The sequence below is a fragment of the Photobacterium proteolyticum genome (assembly GCF_001939735.1).
Lineage (GTDB): Bacteria > Pseudomonadota > Gammaproteobacteria > Enterobacterales > Vibrionaceae > Photobacterium > Photobacterium proteolyticum.
In genome coordinates this window covers 122,311-139,575 of record NZ_MJIL01000048.1, presented here as the reverse complement: position 1 = coordinate 139,575, position 17,265 = coordinate 122,311, and the positions used below count along the sequence as shown (strand labels likewise).

Annotated in this window: 14 protein-coding genes; 12 read left to right on the top strand and 2 right to left on the bottom strand. The window is 51.3% G+C overall.

All coding sequences use genetic code 11. The annotated features are described in order from the left end of the window. The first annotated feature begins 67 nt into the window (after positions 1 to 67). From dsbC to BIT28_RS05055, 7 genes are all read left to right on the top strand, one after another. Positions 68 to 790 carry a bifunctional protein-disulfide isomerase/oxidoreductase DsbC gene (gene dsbC, locus BIT28_RS05085; RefSeq protein ID WP_075762559.1) on the top strand — a complete coding sequence of 241 codons (723 nt, stop codon included), beginning with the start codon at positions 68 to 70 and terminating at the stop codon, positions 788 to 790. A 121-nt stretch (positions 791 to 911) separates the two neighbouring features. Continuing rightward, positions 912 to 2,636, top strand: coding sequence for a single-stranded-DNA-specific exonuclease RecJ (recJ, locus tag BIT28_RS05080; RefSeq protein ID WP_075762558.1), 1,725 nt, complete (start codon positions 912 to 914; stop codon positions 2,634 to 2,636). A gap of 235 nt (positions 2,637 to 2,871) precedes the next feature. Beyond that, a protein-coding gene (gene prfB / locus BIT28_RS05075; RefSeq protein WP_139310439.1) for a peptide chain release factor 2 occupies positions 2,872 to 3,970 on the top strand; the annotation gives its coding sequence in 2 pieces (ribosomal slippage) (positions 2,872 to 2,946 and positions 2,948 to 3,970; 1,098 coding nt in all). A 31-nt stretch (positions 3,971 to 4,001) separates the two neighbouring features. Further along, complete coding sequence (gene lysS, locus BIT28_RS05070) at positions 4,002 to 5,510, top strand: lysine--tRNA ligase (RefSeq protein ID WP_075762557.1); 1,509 nt, start codon at positions 4,002 to 4,004, stop codon at positions 5,508 to 5,510. A gap of 546 nt (positions 5,511 to 6,056) precedes the next feature. After that, the gene (locus BIT28_RS05065) at positions 6,057 to 7,331 is read left to right on the top strand and encodes a dicarboxylate/amino acid:cation symporter (RefSeq protein ID WP_075762556.1); all 1,275 of its coding nucleotides are present in this window, start codon (positions 6,057 to 6,059) and stop codon (positions 7,329 to 7,331) included. 229 nt (positions 7,332 to 7,560) lie between these two features. After that, entirely contained in the window at positions 7,561 to 8,898 is a 1,338-nt protein-coding gene (locus tag BIT28_RS05060) for a sigma-54-dependent transcriptional regulator (protein WP_075762555.1), read from the top strand. A gap of 465 nt (positions 8,899 to 9,363) precedes the next feature. Next, the gene (locus BIT28_RS05055) at positions 9,364 to 9,609 is read left to right on the top strand and encodes a hypothetical protein (RefSeq protein ID WP_075762554.1); all 246 of its coding nucleotides are present in this window, start codon (positions 9,364 to 9,366) and stop codon (positions 9,607 to 9,609) included. Between the two features lie 113 nt (positions 9,610 to 9,722). Here the strand turns inward: BIT28_RS05055 and BIT28_RS05050 are convergent, their stop codons facing one another. Continuing rightward, the gene (locus BIT28_RS05050; protein ID WP_075762553.1) at positions 9,723 to 10,757 is read right to left on the bottom strand and encodes an NADP(H)-dependent aldo-keto reductase; all 1,035 of its coding nucleotides are present in this window, start codon (positions 10,755 to 10,757) and stop codon (positions 9,723 to 9,725) included. Between the two features lie 192 nt (positions 10,758 to 10,949). Here BIT28_RS05050 and BIT28_RS05045 point away from each other — a divergent pair, with 192 nt between their 5' ends. Continuing rightward, positions 10,950 to 11,252: a DUF6482 family protein gene (locus BIT28_RS05045; protein WP_075762552.1), complete on the top strand. Its 303-nt coding sequence runs from the start codon at positions 10,950 to 10,952 to the stop codon at positions 11,250 to 11,252. Here the strand turns inward: BIT28_RS05045 and mutH are convergent. Beyond that, positions 11,244 to 11,915 carry a DNA mismatch repair endonuclease MutH gene (mutH, locus tag BIT28_RS05040; RefSeq protein ID WP_075762551.1) on the bottom strand — a complete coding sequence of 224 codons (672 nt, stop codon included), beginning with the start codon at positions 11,913 to 11,915 and terminating at the stop codon, positions 11,244 to 11,246. The two genes, BIT28_RS05045 and mutH, sit on opposite strands and share 9 nt — an antisense overlap. A gap of 809 nt (positions 11,916 to 12,724) precedes the next feature. On the opposite strand from mutH, the gene rppH reads away from it, so the two are divergent. The 4 genes from rppH to lgt all read left to right on the top strand — a co-directional run bounded on the left by rppH (position 12,725) and on the right by lgt (position 17,213). After that, positions 12,725 to 13,246, top strand: coding sequence for an RNA pyrophosphohydrolase (gene rppH / locus BIT28_RS05035; protein WP_075762550.1), 522 nt, complete (start codon positions 12,725 to 12,727; stop codon positions 13,244 to 13,246). A gap of 25 nt (positions 13,247 to 13,271) precedes the next feature. Next, positions 13,272 to 15,527, top strand: a complete 2,256-nt coding sequence (gene ptsP, locus BIT28_RS05030) for a phosphoenolpyruvate--protein phosphotransferase (RefSeq protein ID WP_075762549.1) — start codon at positions 13,272 to 13,274, stop codon at positions 15,525 to 15,527. 9 nt (positions 15,528 to 15,536) lie between these two features. Then, entirely contained in the window at positions 15,537 to 16,340 is an 804-nt protein-coding gene (locus BIT28_RS05025; protein ID WP_075762548.1) for a sulfite exporter TauE/SafE family protein, read from the top strand. 66 nt (positions 16,341 to 16,406) lie between these two features. Next, positions 16,407 to 17,213 (top strand): prolipoprotein diacylglyceryl transferase, encoded by an 807-nt coding sequence (gene lgt, locus BIT28_RS05020; protein WP_075762547.1) that lies wholly within the window; start codon positions 16,407 to 16,409, stop codon positions 17,211 to 17,213. The last annotated feature ends 52 nt before the right edge of the window (positions 17,214 to 17,265 follow it).

Below are 17,265 nucleotides of genomic sequence, written 5' to 3'. Positions count from 1 at the left end.
TGAAAGATTTTTGGACTCTTACTGGTCTTATTGGTTATCCATAATTTTGCTGAAAGGAAATAGTCGAATGCACTTTTTTGGCCGTACGATTCTTGCAACTGCTGTAGCACTGACTGCTTTTACAGCAGCGGCTAAGCCTGATGATGCTGCAATCAAGACGAAACTCAGTGGCCTGGGGTTGGCCCCGGTCTCTATCACACCATCGCCGCTTGCCGGTCTGAACGAGGTGGTGACAGACCGCGGAATTATTTATGTTTCTGATGATGGTAACTATTTCCTTGCAGGTCAGCTATACCATAACGATAGTGCCCAGCCGGTCAATCTGACCGAGCAAAAAATGGCCAAGTTGAACAAGGCCAAGCTGGCAGGTATGGAAGGCGAGATGATTGTCTACCCGGCCAAAGACGAGAAATATGTCGTTACTGTATTTACCGATACCAGCTGTGGCTACTGCCGCAAGCTGCATAACGAAATGCAGGCCTATAACGATGCCGGTATTACCATCCGTTACCTGGCCTTCCCGCGTGGTGGCGAGCGCTCACGCAACTTTGCGGAAATGAGTGCTATCTGGGGAGCCAAAGACACTGCCAAGGCAATGGACGAGGCGAAAAATGGTCAGTTCGATATTACCGGCATTGCCCAGCGCGAAGATCTTGTGCGCAAGCATTATCAGTTAGGCGTAGCGATGGGCGTCAGCGGGACACCGGCAATGGTGCTGGAAGACGGGACGATGCTTCCGGGCTATCAGCCTGCGGGTATGTTGCGAAAGATGCTGGACAGCCGTAGCTAGCTGTATTAACCGATCAAACAACCCGAATTCGAGAAATCGAATTCGGGTTTTTTATATTTGGCGTAGCGCCTATAATGCCTAGCATTAACCCCTCAAAAACCAGCATAGACTTAGCCTTGTTATGATTGAAATAAAACGCCGTCCCCCGGCAGATACCGCCGGTTTTTCCGATGCTATCCACCCGCTTCTGAAGCGGATATACGCCAGCCGAGGTTTGGCCGGAGACGCTGATCTTGAGCGTGGTGCCCGGGGATTGCTGGGCTTTAACCGGCTCCACGGTATTGAACCGGCGGTCAAGCTGCTGGTGTCGGCACTGGCGGATAACCGTCGAATTATTATCGTCGGTGATTTTGATGCTGATGGCGCAACCAGTTCGGCATTGTCGGTACTGGCGTTAAAGATGCTGGGCTGTAGTAATGTCGACTACCTGGTTCCTAACCGTTTTGATGATGGCTACGGGTTGAGCCCGGAGGTGGTCGCCCAGGCAGAGGAGCGGGGGGCCGAGCTGATCATGACGGTGGATAACGGCGTCTCCTCGATTTCGGGAGTCGCTGCGGCCAAGGCTAAGGGAATGCAGGTGTTGGTGACCGATCACCACTTGCCGGGTAGTGAGTTGCCGCAGGCCGATGCGATTGTTAATCCAAATTTGCACGAGTGCGATTTTCCGTCCAAGTCACTTTGCGGCGTCGGGGTGGCGTTTTACCTGATGCTGGCCTTACGGGCCGAGCTGCGACAGGGGGACTGGTTTGCCCAACAGGGGATTGCTGAGCCTAACCTGGCTGAACTGCTGGATTTGGTGGCACTGGGGACGGTGGCCGATGTGGTGGCGCTGGATGGCAACAATCGTATTTTGGTCCATCAGGGGCTGCAGCGTATCCGTGCCGGAAAGTGCCGACCGGGTATCCGGGCGCTGATAGAAGTGGCCAACCGGGATCCGGCCAGGCTGGTCTCGAGTGATTTGGGCTTTGCCCTCGGGCCGCGGATCAACGCGGCAGGCCGGCTTGACGATATGTCGTTCGGGGTCGAGCTGTTGCTTTGCGACAATATCCAGGCGGCGCGGCGAATGGCCTCGGAGCTGGATGCCCTCAACCAGACCCGGAAGGAAATCGAACATGGTATGAAAGAAGAGGCACTGGCTATTTGTGAGCGCCTTAAATTCAACCAGCAAGATATGCCCTATGGCCTGGCACTGTTCCAGCGCGATTGGCACCAGGGCGTGATAGGCATCCTGGCATCTCGGATCAAGGAGTTGTACCACCGGCCGGTGATTGCCTTTGCCGATGCCGGAAGCGGCGATATCAAAGGGTCGTGTCGTTCGATTCCCGGCCTGCATATGCGCGACGTTCTTGATTTGATTGATACCCAAAACCCGGGACTGATCACCAAGTTTGGCGGCCACGCCATGGCGGCCGGGCTGACCATTCCCGAAGATAAGCTGGCGGTCTTTAGCAAGGCGTTCGATCAGGCGGTGCGTAACGAGCTGGATGAAGATGCCCTGAAGGGCGTGTTGTTGACTGACGGCGAGCTGAATCGCAACGAGCTTAATCTGCAAACGGCCGAGCTGCTGCGTTCGGGCGGTCCGTGGGGACAGCAGTTTCCCGAGCCGATGTTTGACGGTAAGTTTCGCCTTCTGCACCAGAAACTGGTGGGGGGCAAGCATCTCAAAATGATGCTAGAGCCTATTGACGGTGGCAATGTTATCGACGGGATTGCTTTCAATATCGATATCCGTCGCTGGCCGGATGCCTCTGTCCAGCAGGTTCAGCTGGTATATCGCCTGGATGTCAATGAGTTCCGGGGAAACTGCAGCGCTCAGTTGATGGTTGAACATATCGAGGCGCAGTAGCATTGCAGTAGTAATTAGCCTAGGGTAGAAAGCCGGTTTTCTGCCCTGTGATCCCATTCACTCTTTTTCTGATGCCCTAGCGGGTAAAGAAAATATTTCAAGCTGGTGACGACACTGTTTCTGTGACCGTGCTTATAAAATAAATTCACCGATAACCTTTCTTCTGCTCTGTATATTCTATCAACAATTCGATAGAATCCTCCGGTTACGTCCATTTCGGCTATGAAGAGTGGCAATGTTCGAGATTAATCCTATTAAAAACCGACTTGAGGATGTGTCAGCACGTACTGATGTCCTTAGGGGGTACCTTTGACTATGATGCCAAAAGTGAGCGTCTAGAAGAGGTCAATGCAGAACTAGAGCAACCAGATGTATGGAATGAGCCAGAACGTGCTCAGGCTCTGGGTAAAGAACGTGCAGCCCTGGAGGCTGTGGTTGATACTATCGATCAGCTGGATCAGGGCGTTGAAGACGTCGAAGGTCTGCTTGAGCTGGCGGTAGAAGAAAACGATCAGGAAACGTTTGACGAGATCGAACCGGAACTGGCAGAGCTGGAAGCCAAGCTGGCCAAGCTGGAGTTCCGCCGTATGTTTGCCGGCGATCATGACGAGTCTGATTGTTATATCGATCTTCAGGCGGGCTCGGGCGGTACCGAGGCGCAAGACTGGACATCGATGATGCTGCGCATGTACCTGCGCTGGGCTGATGCCAAGGGCTTCAAGACAGAAGTGATTGAAGTCTCTGAAGGTGAAGTGGCAGGTTTGAAGTCTGCGACGGTCCGCATCAGCGGTGAGTATGCCTACGGCTGGCTGCGCACGGAAACCGGTGTTCACCGCCTGGTTCGTAAGTCGCCATTTGATTCGGGCGGCCGTCGCCATACTTCATTTGCCTCAGCGTTTATCTACCCGGAAGTGGATGACAACATCGCTATCGAGATCAACCCTTCCGATCTGCGTATTGATGTATACCGTGCGTCAGGTGCGGGTGGTCAGCACGTTAACACCACCGAATCGGCGGTTCGTATTACTCACGTTCCGACCAACACCGTGGTGCAGTGCCAGAACGACCGTTCTCAGCACAAGAACAAGGATCAGGCGATGAAACAGCTGAAAGCGAAGCTGTTCGAGCTTGAGATGCAAAAGCAAAATGCTGAGAAGCAAGCCAATGAAGACTCTAAGTCTGACATCGGCTGGGGCAGTCAGATCCGTTCTTACGTTCTGGATGACTCCCGAATTAAAGATTTACGTACCGGGGTAGAAAATCGAAATACCCAAGCGGTACTAGACGGCGATTTAGACCGTTTTATTGAAGCTAGCCTGAAATCAGGTCTGTAACCGAGTTCGGTTAACTATTTAAGGGTTCACCATGACAGATCAAGTACAAGATGAGAATAAGCTGATAGCCGAACGTCGCGCGAAACTGGATATGATCCGCGACAACTGTAAGGCAAACGGCCACCCGAATGATTTCCGTCGCGATAGCCTAGCGGCAGACCTGCAGGCTAAATTCGGCGAGTTATCTAAAGAAGAACTGGCGGAAGCGGGCAACGTGGTTGCAATTGCTGGCCGTGTAATGGCTAAACGTGGCCCATTTCTGGCGATTCAGGATGTGTCTGGCCGCATTCAGGCTTATGCAGATAAAACGGTTCAGAAAGAGCTGAAAGAGAAATATTCAGGTCTGGACATCGGTGACATCATCGGTGTGAAAGGTGAACTTCATAAGTCAGGTAAAGGCGATCTTTACGTGAACATGAACGAGTACGTGCTGCTGACTAAGGCGCTACGTCCTCTACCTGAGAAATTCCACGGCCTGACGGATCAGGAAATGCGTTACCGTCAGCGTTATGTTGACCTGATTGTGAACGATGAGTCTCGTACCGCTTTCATCATCCGTTCTAAGCTGGTAACGGCTATCCGTAACTTCATGGTCTCTAAGCAGTTCATGGAAGTAGAAACACCGATGATGCACGTGATCCCGGGTGGGGCAACAGCACGTCCGTTTATCACTCACCATAATGCGCTGGATATCGATATGTACCTGCGTGTTGCTCCTGAGCTGTACCTCAAGCGTCTGGTTGTTGGTGGCTTTGAGCGCGTGTTCGAAATCAACCGTAACTTCCGTAACGAAGGTCTGTCGCCACGTCACAACCCGGAATTCACTATGATGGAATTCTATATGGCGTACGCGGACTATAAAGATCTGATGGATCTGACCGAAGAGATGCTGTCAGCCGTTGCGACAGAGGTACTGGGCTCGACGTCTATGCCTTACGGTGACGAAATGGTTGAGTTTGGCGGCACATACACTCGTATGAGCATGTTCGAGGCAATCAAGCACTATAACCCGAACCATGAGCAAATCCAGGCGCTGACAGAAGAAGATCTGCAGAACCGCGAGCTGATGGTTGCTATTGCCAAGTCTGTTTACGTTGAAGTAGAAGATTTCTGGACTTGTGGTCAGCTGCTTGAGGAAATCTTCGGTGAAACAGCTGAGCCTAAACTGATCCAGCCGACTTTCATCACGGGCTACCCGGCAGATATCTCGCCACTGGCACGCCGTAGCGATGACAATCCGTTTTTCACTGACCGCTTTGAGTTCTTCATTGGCGGCCGTGAAGTGGCGAACGGCTTCTCTGAGCTTAACGATGCAGAGGACCAGGATGCGCGCTTTAAGGCACAGGTAGAAGCGAAAGATGCAGGTGATGACGAGGCAATGTTCTACGATGCTGACTACATCACTTCACTGGAGCACGGTCTGCCGCCGACAGCGGGCCAGGGTATTGGTATCGACCGTCTGGCGATGCTGTTCACCAACACGCACACTATCCGTGACGTGATTCTGTTCCCGGCAATGCGTCCGCAGAACGGCCAGTAAGCGCTAAGCTGAGCTTAATTATCGAAAGCCACCGTAAAGGTGGCTTTTTTTATGTAGTGTATCAGCAATTTATACTGTCAAGTGTCCCTTGTTGCATTGTGTTTGTGTATCATTGCATCCAAATAATACACGCAATCAATAACTAAAAGGGATCCTCATGAAATTCCGTATAGCGTCATTGGCTATTTCCCTTCCCTCCAATTTCCAATAGTGGAAAATGTTCACTTTTTATTCCTATAGTGGATTATTGTGTGTGATTGGATTCACATTAACAGTATTTTTCAACCGTCTTAACAGAATGATATTCTGCGAATTTTATTCTATTCCTCGTGCCTATAAGTTACAGATATCTAAATGGATTAGTTTGTTGTGCTGTGATTTGTCTGATCTAATAGTGTTTAATTTTGTGTTTTAATTGTAGTTTATTTGTAAAATTTGTTCTTTTCAGTTGGATTTAACTGTGTAAAATGTCGCCCAACCCACGAGGAACAGTGGGAACAGGAAGTAAGCGAAACATTAACAAGCACAACCTACTGGAGATGGACGATGAAGAAATCGCTATCAGGAAAAATATTCGCAGGCCTATTTGCTGGCCTGATTATAGGTACCGCGATTCAGTACCTGTTTAACGGCGTGACACTGATGGATACCTATGTACTTGGCCTGGCTGAAGGTGCTGGCGGTATGTTCGTATCACTGATCAAACTACTGGTTGTGCCATTGGTATATGTCTCGATCGTTTGCGGTATCGTTGATCTGAAAGACATTACGGCATTTGGTCGCTTGGGTGGTAAAACCTTTGGTCTTTACATTATTAATACCATTATTGCGATCACCGCAGCACTGACGGTTGGGATGATTTTCCAGCCAGGCGCTGACGCGAACCTTGCCGGGACGGTATCAGAAACGGTTACTCTGACAACCACTGAAACACCCGATATTTTCTCACTGATTGTTAACATCGTACCAAGTAACCCAGTACAAGCTTTTGCAAGTGGAGATATGCTGCAGATTATCTTCATGGCGATTCTGACAGGTCTTGCAATTCAGGCGCTTGATAGCCGTGGTGGCCCTGCCATCAAGACATTCAAGATGGCAAACGAAATCATGATGAAGCTGGTTGGCCTGGTAATGGGTCTGGCACCATATGGTGTATTTGCCCTGATGATTCAGCTAGGTGCAACGCTGGATGCCAATACGCTGATGTCGGTAGCTGGGTATGTCGCGCTGGTTGTTGCGATGCTGGTATTCTGGATTTTCTTCTTCTATCCAATGATGGTTGGCCTGACAACGGGTATCAAGCCGGCTCAGTTCCTGCGTCATACTCGCGAGCAAATCCTGTTCTCGCTATCAACGGCAAGTTCTAACGCGACGATTCCTGTGACAATGCGTACCCTGACAGACAAGATTGGTGTATCTAAGTCTGTTGCAGGTTTCGGTGTGCCGCTAGGTGCGACCATGAACATGTCAGGTGTGTCTATCTACATTGCGTTGGCCACTATCTTTGTCGCGAATGCGTTCGGCCAGCCAATCAACAGCGCTGACCTGTTTACTCTGGGACTGACCATTTTGCTTCTGTCTATCGGTGCAGGTGGTGTACCGGGCGGCGGTGTAGTAATGGTCGGCGTACTGCTTCACCAACTAGGTTTGCCACCTGAAGGCCTGGCGATTGTTGCTGCTGTTGACCGTATCAATGATATGTTCTGTACCAGCTCGAACGTAGTCGGTGATACCGCTGTCAATACCATTGTTGCAAAGAGCGAAAATGAGATTGGTGTCGAAGCAAACGATGCTCAGCCTGAGACGGTAACAGTGAGTTAACTCACAGTAAGATGATGATTTAAAAGCGCCTTCGGGCGCTTTTTGCGTTTTGGGACGATAAATAATGTGAAACCATTGCCAAGATATTGATTATAATAGTAAACGAGTTGCATTATTTTGCGAGAGCGACTTATCATCAAATAAGCAGAGTTTTTTACAACGATAGGCCAAAGCCGTTCGCAACCGGATTTGATGTTTGGGTACTGGCAGATGGAAAGGCGGTAACGGAATGAAGACAGAATTGAAGCGAGCTTCAGCCCTGGGAACATTAATCGTTCTAGGAGGGGACAATATACCCTGGATTACGACCTTGGAACAGGCGGGCTGGCGTTGCTATCGCTGCAGTGATCTTCGAACTGCCGAGTCGCTGCTATTGGAGGTGGGCCCCTGTATAGGGGTGGTTGATCTGACGCTGGATAATTTTAGCCTCAATGGTATTGCCGGGGTGGTAAACCGCAACAAGCAGGCACGCTGGCTGGCTCTGGTCCGTGAAGAGCAACTGGATACCGAGGCGACCTGTCAGTTTATCGTTAACTTCTGTATCGACTATTTTACCTCTCCTGTCCCTGAGTCCCAACTGCTCAAAACCATCGGCCACCAGTTGGGGATGCTGAGACTTGAACGCAAGGTATGGCCGGAGCTGGGACAGTTCGGCCAGCATGGGCTGCAGGGCAATACTGCCGTTATGAAAAAGCTTCGCCATCAGGTGAAACGTATGGCTGCCGCTGATATGCCGGTATTTGTGCAGGGGGAAATTGGGACGGGCAAAGAGCTGGTAGCCCAGGCGATCCATCAGGCCTCGACTCGGGCCAAGGGAGCCTTTGTTACCATTAGCTGCGAATCAGTCAATGCGTCCTGGTTGATTGACGAGGGAAGCCTAAGCAATGCAGGTCGGTGTTGCTTCGGGGCCGCCGATAAAGGGGTATTATTTCTTGATGAAATCTCCATGTTGGATGATGAGCGCCAGCAAGAGCTATTGCGCTTATTACAGGATGGCTGCTTTACGACAGTTTGCGGGCGGCAGGTAACATCGGATCTTCGCCTGATTGTATCAACCCGTCATACGCTCGAAGAGTTACTGGCCGAAGGTAAAATACGCGAGGATCTGTATTATCGCCTGAACGTCCTCGGCCTGGCTGTGCCGGCTCTCCGGGATAGAGGGGAAGACATCGTGCTGCTAGCGGAGTACTTGTTGCTGAAGTTTGCCCGCCAATATAACAGTATGGCCAAGTCCTTGTCGGACGAAGCGCAGAAACTGATATTGAGCTATCCGTGGCCGGGCAATGTCCGTGAACTGATCAGTCAGCTGAAGCGGGCGATACTGCTGGCGGAGAGCAAGGTTATTGAAGTCGATCATCTGGATCTCCCGCGGCTGAGCGATGACAAGCAGAGTCTGAAGACGATTCGTGAGGAGTCTGAGCGCTGTGCGTTGTTATCGGTACTGGAAAATAACAAAGGCCAGATCTCTGCCGCTGCCCGTGAACTGGGGGTATCGCGGGCGACGATGTATCGGTTGCTGAACAAGCATGACCTGGTGCCGCCTCCTCGGCATTTTCGACAAAGCTGATGATTGCCAAAAGCGCCTCTGGGCGCTTTTATTGTTTGCTGCTAGCCTTAATCGATTGAGGATAAAGGTAAACCTCCCTTTTGTATAAAAAGCAGTGATTGTTTTATGCTGCTTTATTCACCAGAAAGGCGCTATCTCCGGCGGATATCCATGTTTGGGGCTGCTATCTCAGCATAAAGTATTTTTATGCAATTAAGTGCTAATATATGCTTGTTTTATTCGCTTAGCTGGTTAAAATTACTCCAACTTTATCCCTTTCTTATTTATTACCAGGAGGAAAACATGATGACTATCAGTATCTTGAAATGTCTGCGTCCTGCTGGTGATCTCTTGAAGCACACCAACCACTAACAGCAATTCGCTGTGTAAATGGGCCGCGGATATCTGTCGCGGCGAGTCAAGTTGTCAGCTTACTACGGCAGTATCCGTGTCCCTCCTATTATCTATTTAATGGAGAGCACTACTATGCGCCAATCTGTCTATTTACGTATCGCAGTTTTGTTAATTCGTCTTGATGTCCATCGTGAGGATGCCGCCTGGCGTCGCGCACACCGCCGGATCCGTCTGGATATCCCTCACCTGTCTGAGCACTTGCTGCAAGATATCGGTGTGGGTAAAGACTACCGGGTGGACAACTATCTGTTGTCCGATAAGGCCGGTCGTATGATCCGTCACCTTAGGCGAGAGTATAAGTCTAGACTCGTGACATAACGGTAACGCCTTGTTCTAACAGCGTAGCGAGCAAGGCGTAATTGCTAAAGCATATATTATCAAGCCCCCGTCTGACGGGGGCTTTGCATTTCTAAAGGATTAAACGGAGGTGCCTACGGGCATGGATTGGAGTAAGTGATCCCGACAGCTTCCAGATCGGCTAGTACCTCGCTGCCGAGCGTGAGGCTGATACTGTCGATATTGGCCTCAAGCTGCTCGAGGTTGGTGGCACCTATAATTGTCGATGCGACGAAAGGACGCTGATTGACGAAGGCGAGTGCCATCTTGGCAGGATCCAGGCCGTGCCTGTTGGCGACATCAATATAGGCCTGGGTGGCGGCTAGCCCCTGCGGATTAAAGTAGCGAGAGAATCGCTCGAACAGGGTGCAACGGGCACCGTCCGGCCGTGCGCCATTGAGATATTTGCCGCTTAGCGTACCGAATGCCAAGGGGGAGTAGGCAAGCAGTTCGACGCCTTCGTGATGGCTTATTTCCGACAGCCCGACCTCGAAGCTGCGGTTAAGCAGGTTGTACGGGTTCTGGATAGTGACGACCTGGGGGAGGTTGTGCTTCTCGGCCAGGCGAAGAAATGACATGACGCCCCACGGAGTTTCATTGGAGAGTCCGATATAGCGGATTTTTCCACTTCGGACCAGCTCGGCCAGGGCTTCCAGGCTGTCGGTCAGCGTTACGCCGGAGTGATCGTCGGCGTATTGGTAGTTCAGGCTGCCGAAGCAGTTGGTTTCCCGTTGCGGCCAGTGAAGCTGGTAGAGATCGATGTAGTCGGTTTGCAGCCGGTTGAGGCTGGTTTCGACGGCATCGTGAATATTGCGGCGGTCCAGTGCCATATTGTCACGGATATAAGGAAGTCCCCTTGGGCCGGCCACTTTGGTGGCCAGTACCACTTTGTCTCGCTTGCCGGATTTGGCTAGCCAGTTACCGATATAGGTTTCGGTCAGTCCCTGCGTGTCGGCCGTCGGCGGAACCGGATACATCTCGGCGGTATCAATAAAGTTGACACCGCGTTCAAACGCGAAATCTAGCTGGCTGTGCGCTTCCGATTCGTTGTTCTGCTCGCCAAACGTCATGGTGCCGAGACAGATTTTGCTGACGTCGAGCGATGAGTGGGGGAGTCGATGATATTCCATAAGCCCTCCTTGGACTGATTGCTATCTATTGAATATAACCTGTCTGTCCGTGGGTGAGAAGGCCGGCATTGATGCTGGGCTTGTTGGGGAAGCTATCGGTTTCACCTTGCCGATATGGTTAACGTGGCACATAGTTATAGACTGATATAACAATAATGTTTGATCGTCAGGGTAAGGATCCGAGGAGCTATAATGAAACTATCGCAGTTGAAGCACTGGCTTAAAGTTGATGATGGCAAAGTCCCTAAATGCATTGTGACCAGCTATGCCGGTTGCTCGGACTATCTGATGGAAGTGGAGTTTAAGCATCAGCTTGAGCCGTTGAAGGACGATAACGACGAAATGGTCCGCTTCCAGTCCATCGAGCAGGTCAAGGATCTTCTCCGTCCGCTGGGGATCACCTCGGTGATACTGCGGGTGACGGATCCCTATGATGAGTTTTCTCCGGACGGAAAGGTTTCTGACTGCCGGGAAGACATGACAATTTCACTGTAAGATGAAATAACGTTCCAGCAGCTCTGCGGTAAAGTGGGTCTTGAGATAAAAGCCGCGGGGCAGGGTCTTTATCGGTTGTCCGTCGGCACCATAGGCCTCGGTTAGCGCCTTGCTGTTGGCTGCCTTTGGCCGAAGCTGCAGGATCTCGCCATGGCGTGCTGTAATTTTCTCGACATGGCCGAGCACGATCATATCCATCAATTCTTCCCAGTCCCGGCGTAAGCGCTGCTCTTCGTCCGGGGATGGGCTCCAAAGCAAGGGAGAACCAACGCGGCGATCGGCCAGCACAATATCCCGCTCACCCTCCACAGGGATCCACAGTACTTTGGCCAGCTTATGGCGGATATGGCTATTTTCCCAATTGAGGCCCTGAAGGCCAATGAGCGGGGCCACACAGACAAAGGTGGTTTCCAGCGGCTTGCCGTTATAGCCGATCGGGATCGTTTTCAACTCGATACCCAGCTCGATAAAGTCCGGCACGGGCTTGCTGCCAGCGGTGGCGCCGAGGTGCCACTCCAGCAATTGACCGACCCAGCCCTTGTCTCGCTTTAGATCGGGAGGGGTGATAATACCTGCCTCCTGGGCGAGTTCGCCGAGTGACAACCCTGCCAGCTCATGGGCGCGGCTAAGGAGTTCTTGCTCTGTCTGGGGAGTTGGACGCATATCGGTACGAAGGTACTCTAAGGTGAATAGTCGCTGATGCCGAGCATACTAGCATAGCCTCTCTATGCTGATAAGAGTATGGGAAAGGATTGGGCAACTGTGAATAAAAGGCTGGTCAATTTATGCACGATCCTAATGGCCCGGAGTGGATGATCATCACATAAGGTTATGGGGGATTCTTTTAAGATATTGAAAAATATCAATTTTAAATTAGCTATATTGACTGCAGTTTGCTGCTTGGCTTAGTTGTAAGAGGGTTATACAAGCAAAATGTAAGGATCTTTCACAAAGATATCCACAGGATAATTGGATAAATATTTTAATTTCTCGCCATCTGGTTATTTATCCAGGTGTTTGTTGGTATTTTGTCCGTTGTGCTGGGTGATAAATCAGCAGTTGGCTGCGGGAGATGTGGATAAACGCGTTGTTGGTTGATCTTTGACCGATCTGTTTTTTCGGTGTGGATGATCATTCAATATCATGGTTTCTTTGTTTTGTGTGATTATTTAATTTGTTGTTTTTATATGTTTTTATCTGTTGTCTCTGATGTGTGTTTTAAAATGGCACGAAACAAAAGCTGGCTTGAATCAGGCTGAAATAGAGCTTCTGCACAAATCTATCCACAGAAAGCGTGTATAAATGTGGCATAGGTCTCATTTGTCTGTTTATAAACTCCTCGGCTATTCGAAGTTATCCAGAAACTGAGTGCTAGGTAGGAAAAAACGGTTATTAATTAGAATGTTTGTTTACCCATTGCATCGTCTGTGAAAAAATCACTGCTAATAGAGATTTATACTTGAGGTCGTCCAGTGATTGATGGCGATGGATACCGCCCTAATGTAGGGATTGTGATCTGTAATAGCCATGGCCAAGTATTCTGGGCTCGACGATATGGACAACACTCCTGGCAGTTTCCGCAAGGCGGCATTGATGAGGGGGAAACCCCAGAACAAGCCATGTACCGCGAGCTGTATGAGGAAGTAGGGCTTACCAAGAAAGATGTCCGAATTTTGGCGTCAAGCCGGCATTGGCTACGTTATAAATTACCGAAGCGTCTTGTAAGGTGGGATTCTAAACCTGTTTGTATCGGGCAAAAGCAAAAATGGTTTTTGCTCAGCCTGGAATGTGATGAGTCAAAGGTGAATATGCAGCGTGGCAGCACGCCTGAGTTTGATGGTTGGCGTTGGGTGAGTTACTGGTACCCGGTTCGACAGGTCGTGTCTTTTAAGCGAGATGTCTACCGGCGAGCGCTTAAGGAGTTCGCGGCAATGGCCATGCCTTTCAAAGAGAGAAAAGAGCGCAAGATGAAGCGCAGAGGCAAGCGGGGATAACTCAGGATACCGGATAAGGTTTACTATGCTGACGCAGCTAAGAGAAATTGTTGAAAAAGTCGCAAGCGCCCCAAGTTTGATTGAAGCGCTCGATCAGCTTGTTGTCAGTACCTGCCGGGCAATGAAGACAGACTGTTGTTCGGTCTATATTGCCGATCACGAGCGACAGCAGTATACCCTGATGGCGACGCAGGGACTCACCAAGCCCCACTACCAGATTCAGCTGGCTTTCGGTGAAGGGCTGGTGGGGCTGGTCGGCAGCCGCGCTGAACCTATCAATGTTGCCGATGCCCGACATCACCCCCATTTCAAACTCTTTCCCGGTATTGGCGAGGAGTCTTTTGGTTCTTTCTTTGGCACTCCCATTATTCACCAGCGCCAGGTGCTGGGTGTTTTGGTTATCCAGCAGCGGCAGCGACGCGAATTTGATGAAAGCGAAGAGTCTTTTATGGTTACGCTGGCGGCGCAGCTGGCGGTGATCCTTGCCCATGCCAAGGCCCAGGGAATGTGGCCGGATCAACGTGACGGCCTACACCTGATTGGCTCGGCTGCCTCGACCGGGGTGGCGGTAGCCCGTGCCTGGTGGGATGATAACCAGCCTCGGCTGGAACAGGTCTCACCGGCATCCTGCCTTGATCTGGAGGCAGAGCAGGAACGGCTAAGCATCGCGATTGAGCTTGCCAGTGCCGAATTCCGCCGGTTGCGTAAGCGTTTTGACAGCGACTTACACAAAGAGACGTTGGCTATCTTTGACCTGTTCAGCCACCTGCTCAATGATCCGATGCTGCGCAAAGATCTGTTTGCCAAAATTGCCGCCGGCGATCAGGCTGAGTGGGCGATCCGTCAGGTGGTCGAGGCATATTCCGACCGCTTTGCCAACATGAAAGACGATTACCTCAAAGAGCGGGCGCAGGATATACGCGAGCTGGGCCAGCGCCTGTTGTTTTTCCTTTATAATGATGATGTCACCGAGCACCAGTGGGATGAGCCGATTGTTTTGCTGACCCGCGAGCTGACAGCGGCTATGCTGGCCAGTATTCCGCGGGACAAACTGGCAGCGGTTGTTGCCCAGGAAGGTGCTGCCAACTCTCATGCCGCGATCCTGTCGCGGGCGCTGGGTTTGCCAGCGATTATGGGAGTCGACTTTGTTCCCGAGAAAGTGCACAACTGCAAGGTTATTGTTGACGGGTACCGGGGGGACTTTCTGGTTAACCCCAGCCGGCATGTTCTCGCAGAATATAACCGGTTGCTCAAGGAAGAAGACGAGCTGACCAAAACGGTCGAGGAGGAAATCGGCAAGGCATCCTATACCCAGGATAATCAACGGATTCATATACATCTGAATGCAGGTTTGAGCGCAGATACCAGTATTGCTGTGAATCAGGGCGTTGATGGGGTCGGGCTGTATCGAACCGAAGTGCCTTTCCTGTTGCAGCGTAGCTTTCCGTCGGAAGAAGAGCAGACGGTACAGTACCGGGCTATCTTATCGACCTACCGTGATAAGCAGGTGGTGATGCGGACCCTGGATGTCGGGGGCGACAAGCCTTTGCCGTACCTGGCTATTGAAGAGGATAACCCTTTTTTGGGCTGGCGTGGAATCCGCTTTACGCTCGATCATCCCGAAATTTTTCTGATCCAGGTCAGGGCCATGCTCAAGGCCAGTATCGGCCTGGAGAATATGGATATCTTGCTCCCGATGATATCCGGCATTGCCGAGCTGGATGAGTCGAAGGCCTTGATCGAGCGTGCCTTTGTCGAAGTGGCGAAATATGCCGAAGAGCAAGGGCAGGTACTGAAGCGGCCTAGGATCGGTATCATGATCGAGGTTCCGTCGATTTTGTACCAGTTGTCGGCGCTGAAAGGAAAGGTCGATTTTATTTCGGTCGGCAGCAATGACCTGACGCAATATTTACTCGCCGTTGACCGGAACAATTCCCGGGTTGCGAGTGTCTATGATGCATTGCATCCGGCCGTGCTCCATGCCATGAAGCATATTATCGATACCAGCCGGGGGTTGAATATCCCGGTTAGTGTCTGTGGCGAACTGGCCGGTGATCCGATTGGAGCGCTGTTGCTTGTGGGAATGGGCTATCGTTCACTGAGTATGAACACCCGCAATGTTGCCCGGATTAAGTATATTTTGCGACATATTTCGGTGAGCGAAATGGAGCAGTTAAGCCAATTTGCTTTGCAGGCGACATTCGCTGATGATGTACGTGCCCAAACAACGGAGTTTGTTGACGAGCGCGGTTTGGGGGGCTTTATCCGTGCCGGTAAGTAGTAGGTTAAAATGATAGATAATGCGTTATGGTTGTTTGCCATGTGCCTGGTCCTAGGCAGTGGCGTTGGCTTGCTGGCTGGTTTGCTCGGTATCGGAGGCGGACTGGTGGTGGTGCCTGCACTGGTATGGCTGTTGCCTCGGGCAGGGATCGGCAGTGAGCTGGTAATGCATATTGCACTGGCAACCTCGCTGGCCAGTATTGTACTGACCTCCGGCTCGTCGGCCCGTAATCACATCAGACTGGGAAATGTTGATTTTTCGATTGTGAAAACACTGGCGCCGGGGGTGATTATCGGCGGCCTTGGCGGTAGCGTGATTGCCGAGCTGGTGCCGACGGCACTGTTGCCGAGAATTTTTGCAGTAATTGTGCTGCTGCTGGCATTGCAAATGTTGGCGTCGATGCGATTTACCAGTATGCGTCCTCTGCCCGGGCCAATGGCGACGGTATGCAGTGGCGGGGTCATTGGGGTTGTGTCGAGTCTGGCCGGGATTGGCGGAGGGTCGTTGACCGTGCCTTACCTCAGCTTGCATGGTGTTGAAATGCGCCGCGCGATCGGCAGTGCCTCATTGTCGGGGGCACTGATTGCGGTAGCGGGAATGTTGGGATTTATTACTACTGGCCTCGGTGACGAGACGCTGCCGCCGATGAGTATTGGCTATGTGTATCTTCCGGCATTGCTTGGTATTGTAATGACCTCAATGATCACGACCCGTTATGGTGCTGCTTTGGTCAGCCGTTTGCCGACCATGACATTGAAAAAGATATTTGCCGTCTTCTTGCTGTTTATCAGCTTGGAGATGTTTTTGGGATAATTGATTAGGACGGGAAGAGCGCAAACGGTGCGTTTTCTTTCCTCCCTGCTTTCTGAGATAGATTGAATGAGCCAAGGTTATTTGACGTTTCCAAACATTGACCCGATTTTGATTGAGATTGGCCCGCTAGCGATACGCTGGTACGGCTTGATGTATCTGCTGGGGTTTGTCTTTGCCATGTGGCTGGCCAACCGCCGGGCGGACAAGCCGGGCAGCGGCTGGACCCGGGAGCAGGTCAGCGACCTGTTGTTTGCAGGCTTCCTCGGTGTCGTCCTTGGTGGGCGTATCGGCTATGTGCTCTTTTATAACTTCGACCTGTTTTTGGATAATCCGCTCTATCTGTTTAAGGTATGGACGGGCGGCATGTCATTCCATGGTGGGTTGCTTGGTGTCATTACCGCGATGTTCTGGTATGCCTATAAGCACGGGCGAACCTTTTTCAACGTAGCAGACTTTGTCGCACCACTGGTGCCGTTTGGTCTGGGGGTTGGTCGCTTGGGCAACTTTATCAATGGTGAATTGTGGGGACGTACTACGGATGTACCATGGGCCATGGTGTTTCCGACTGGCGGACCGCTACCGCGCCACCCGTCCCAGCTCTATGAGTTCTTCCTCGAGGGCCTGGTATTGCTGATCATCCTGAATCTGTTTATTCGCAAGTCGCGCCCTGCCGGTGCGGTGTCGGGACTGTTCCTGTTCGGTTACGGCAGCTTCCGCTTTATCGTCGAGTACTTCCGTGAGCCGGATGCCCATTTGGGGCTGTTTGGCGGCTGGATCAGCATGGGGCAGATCCTGTCTTTGCCGATGGTGATTGGTGGCTTGTTGATGATGCTGTGGGCGTATAAGACGCAGCCGAGAAATACCACCGCGTAAGCGCAGACGTTTTGACCAAGGCAGTACTCAAGGGTGCTGCCTTTTTTGTATT

Bases quoted from the DNA above. Each gene is read 5' to 3' on its own strand.
- BIT28_RS05060 (WP_075762555.1), top strand. From the start codon at position 7,561: ATGAAGACAGAATTGAAGCGAGCTTCAGCCCTGGGAACATTAATCGTT.
- BIT28_RS05025 (WP_075762548.1), top strand. From the start codon at position 15,537: ATGATAGATAATGCGTTATGGTTGTTTGCCATGTGCCTGGTCCTAGGC.
- BIT28_RS05065 (WP_075762556.1), top strand. From the start codon at position 6,057: ATGAAGAAATCGCTATCAGGAAAAATATTCGCAGGCCTATTTGCTGGC.
- lgt (WP_075762547.1), top strand. From the start codon at position 16,407: ATGAGCCAAGGTTATTTGACGTTTCCAAACATTGACCCGATTTTGATT.
- lysS (WP_075762557.1), top strand. From the start codon at position 4,002: ATGACAGATCAAGTACAAGATGAGAATAAGCTGATAGCCGAACGTCGC.
- dsbC (WP_075762559.1), top strand. From the start codon at position 68: ATGCACTTTTTTGGCCGTACGATTCTTGCAACTGCTGTAGCACTGACT.
- BIT28_RS05055 (WP_075762554.1), top strand. From the start codon at position 9,364: ATGCGCCAATCTGTCTATTTACGTATCGCAGTTTTGTTAATTCGTCTT.
- mutH (WP_075762551.1), bottom strand. From the start codon at position 11,915: ATGCGTCCAACTCCCCAGACAGAGCAAGAACTCCTTAGCCGCGCCCAT.
- recJ (WP_075762558.1), top strand. From the start codon at position 912: ATGATTGAAATAAAACGCCGTCCCCCGGCAGATACCGCCGGTTTTTCC.
- BIT28_RS05045 (WP_075762552.1), top strand. From the start codon at position 10,950: ATGAAACTATCGCAGTTGAAGCACTGGCTTAAAGTTGATGATGGCAAA.
- ptsP (WP_075762549.1), top strand. From the start codon at position 13,272: ATGCTGACGCAGCTAAGAGAAATTGTTGAAAAAGTCGCAAGCGCCCCA.
- BIT28_RS05050 (WP_075762553.1), bottom strand. From the start codon at position 10,757: ATGGAATATCATCGACTCCCCCACTCATCGCTCGACGTCAGCAAAATC.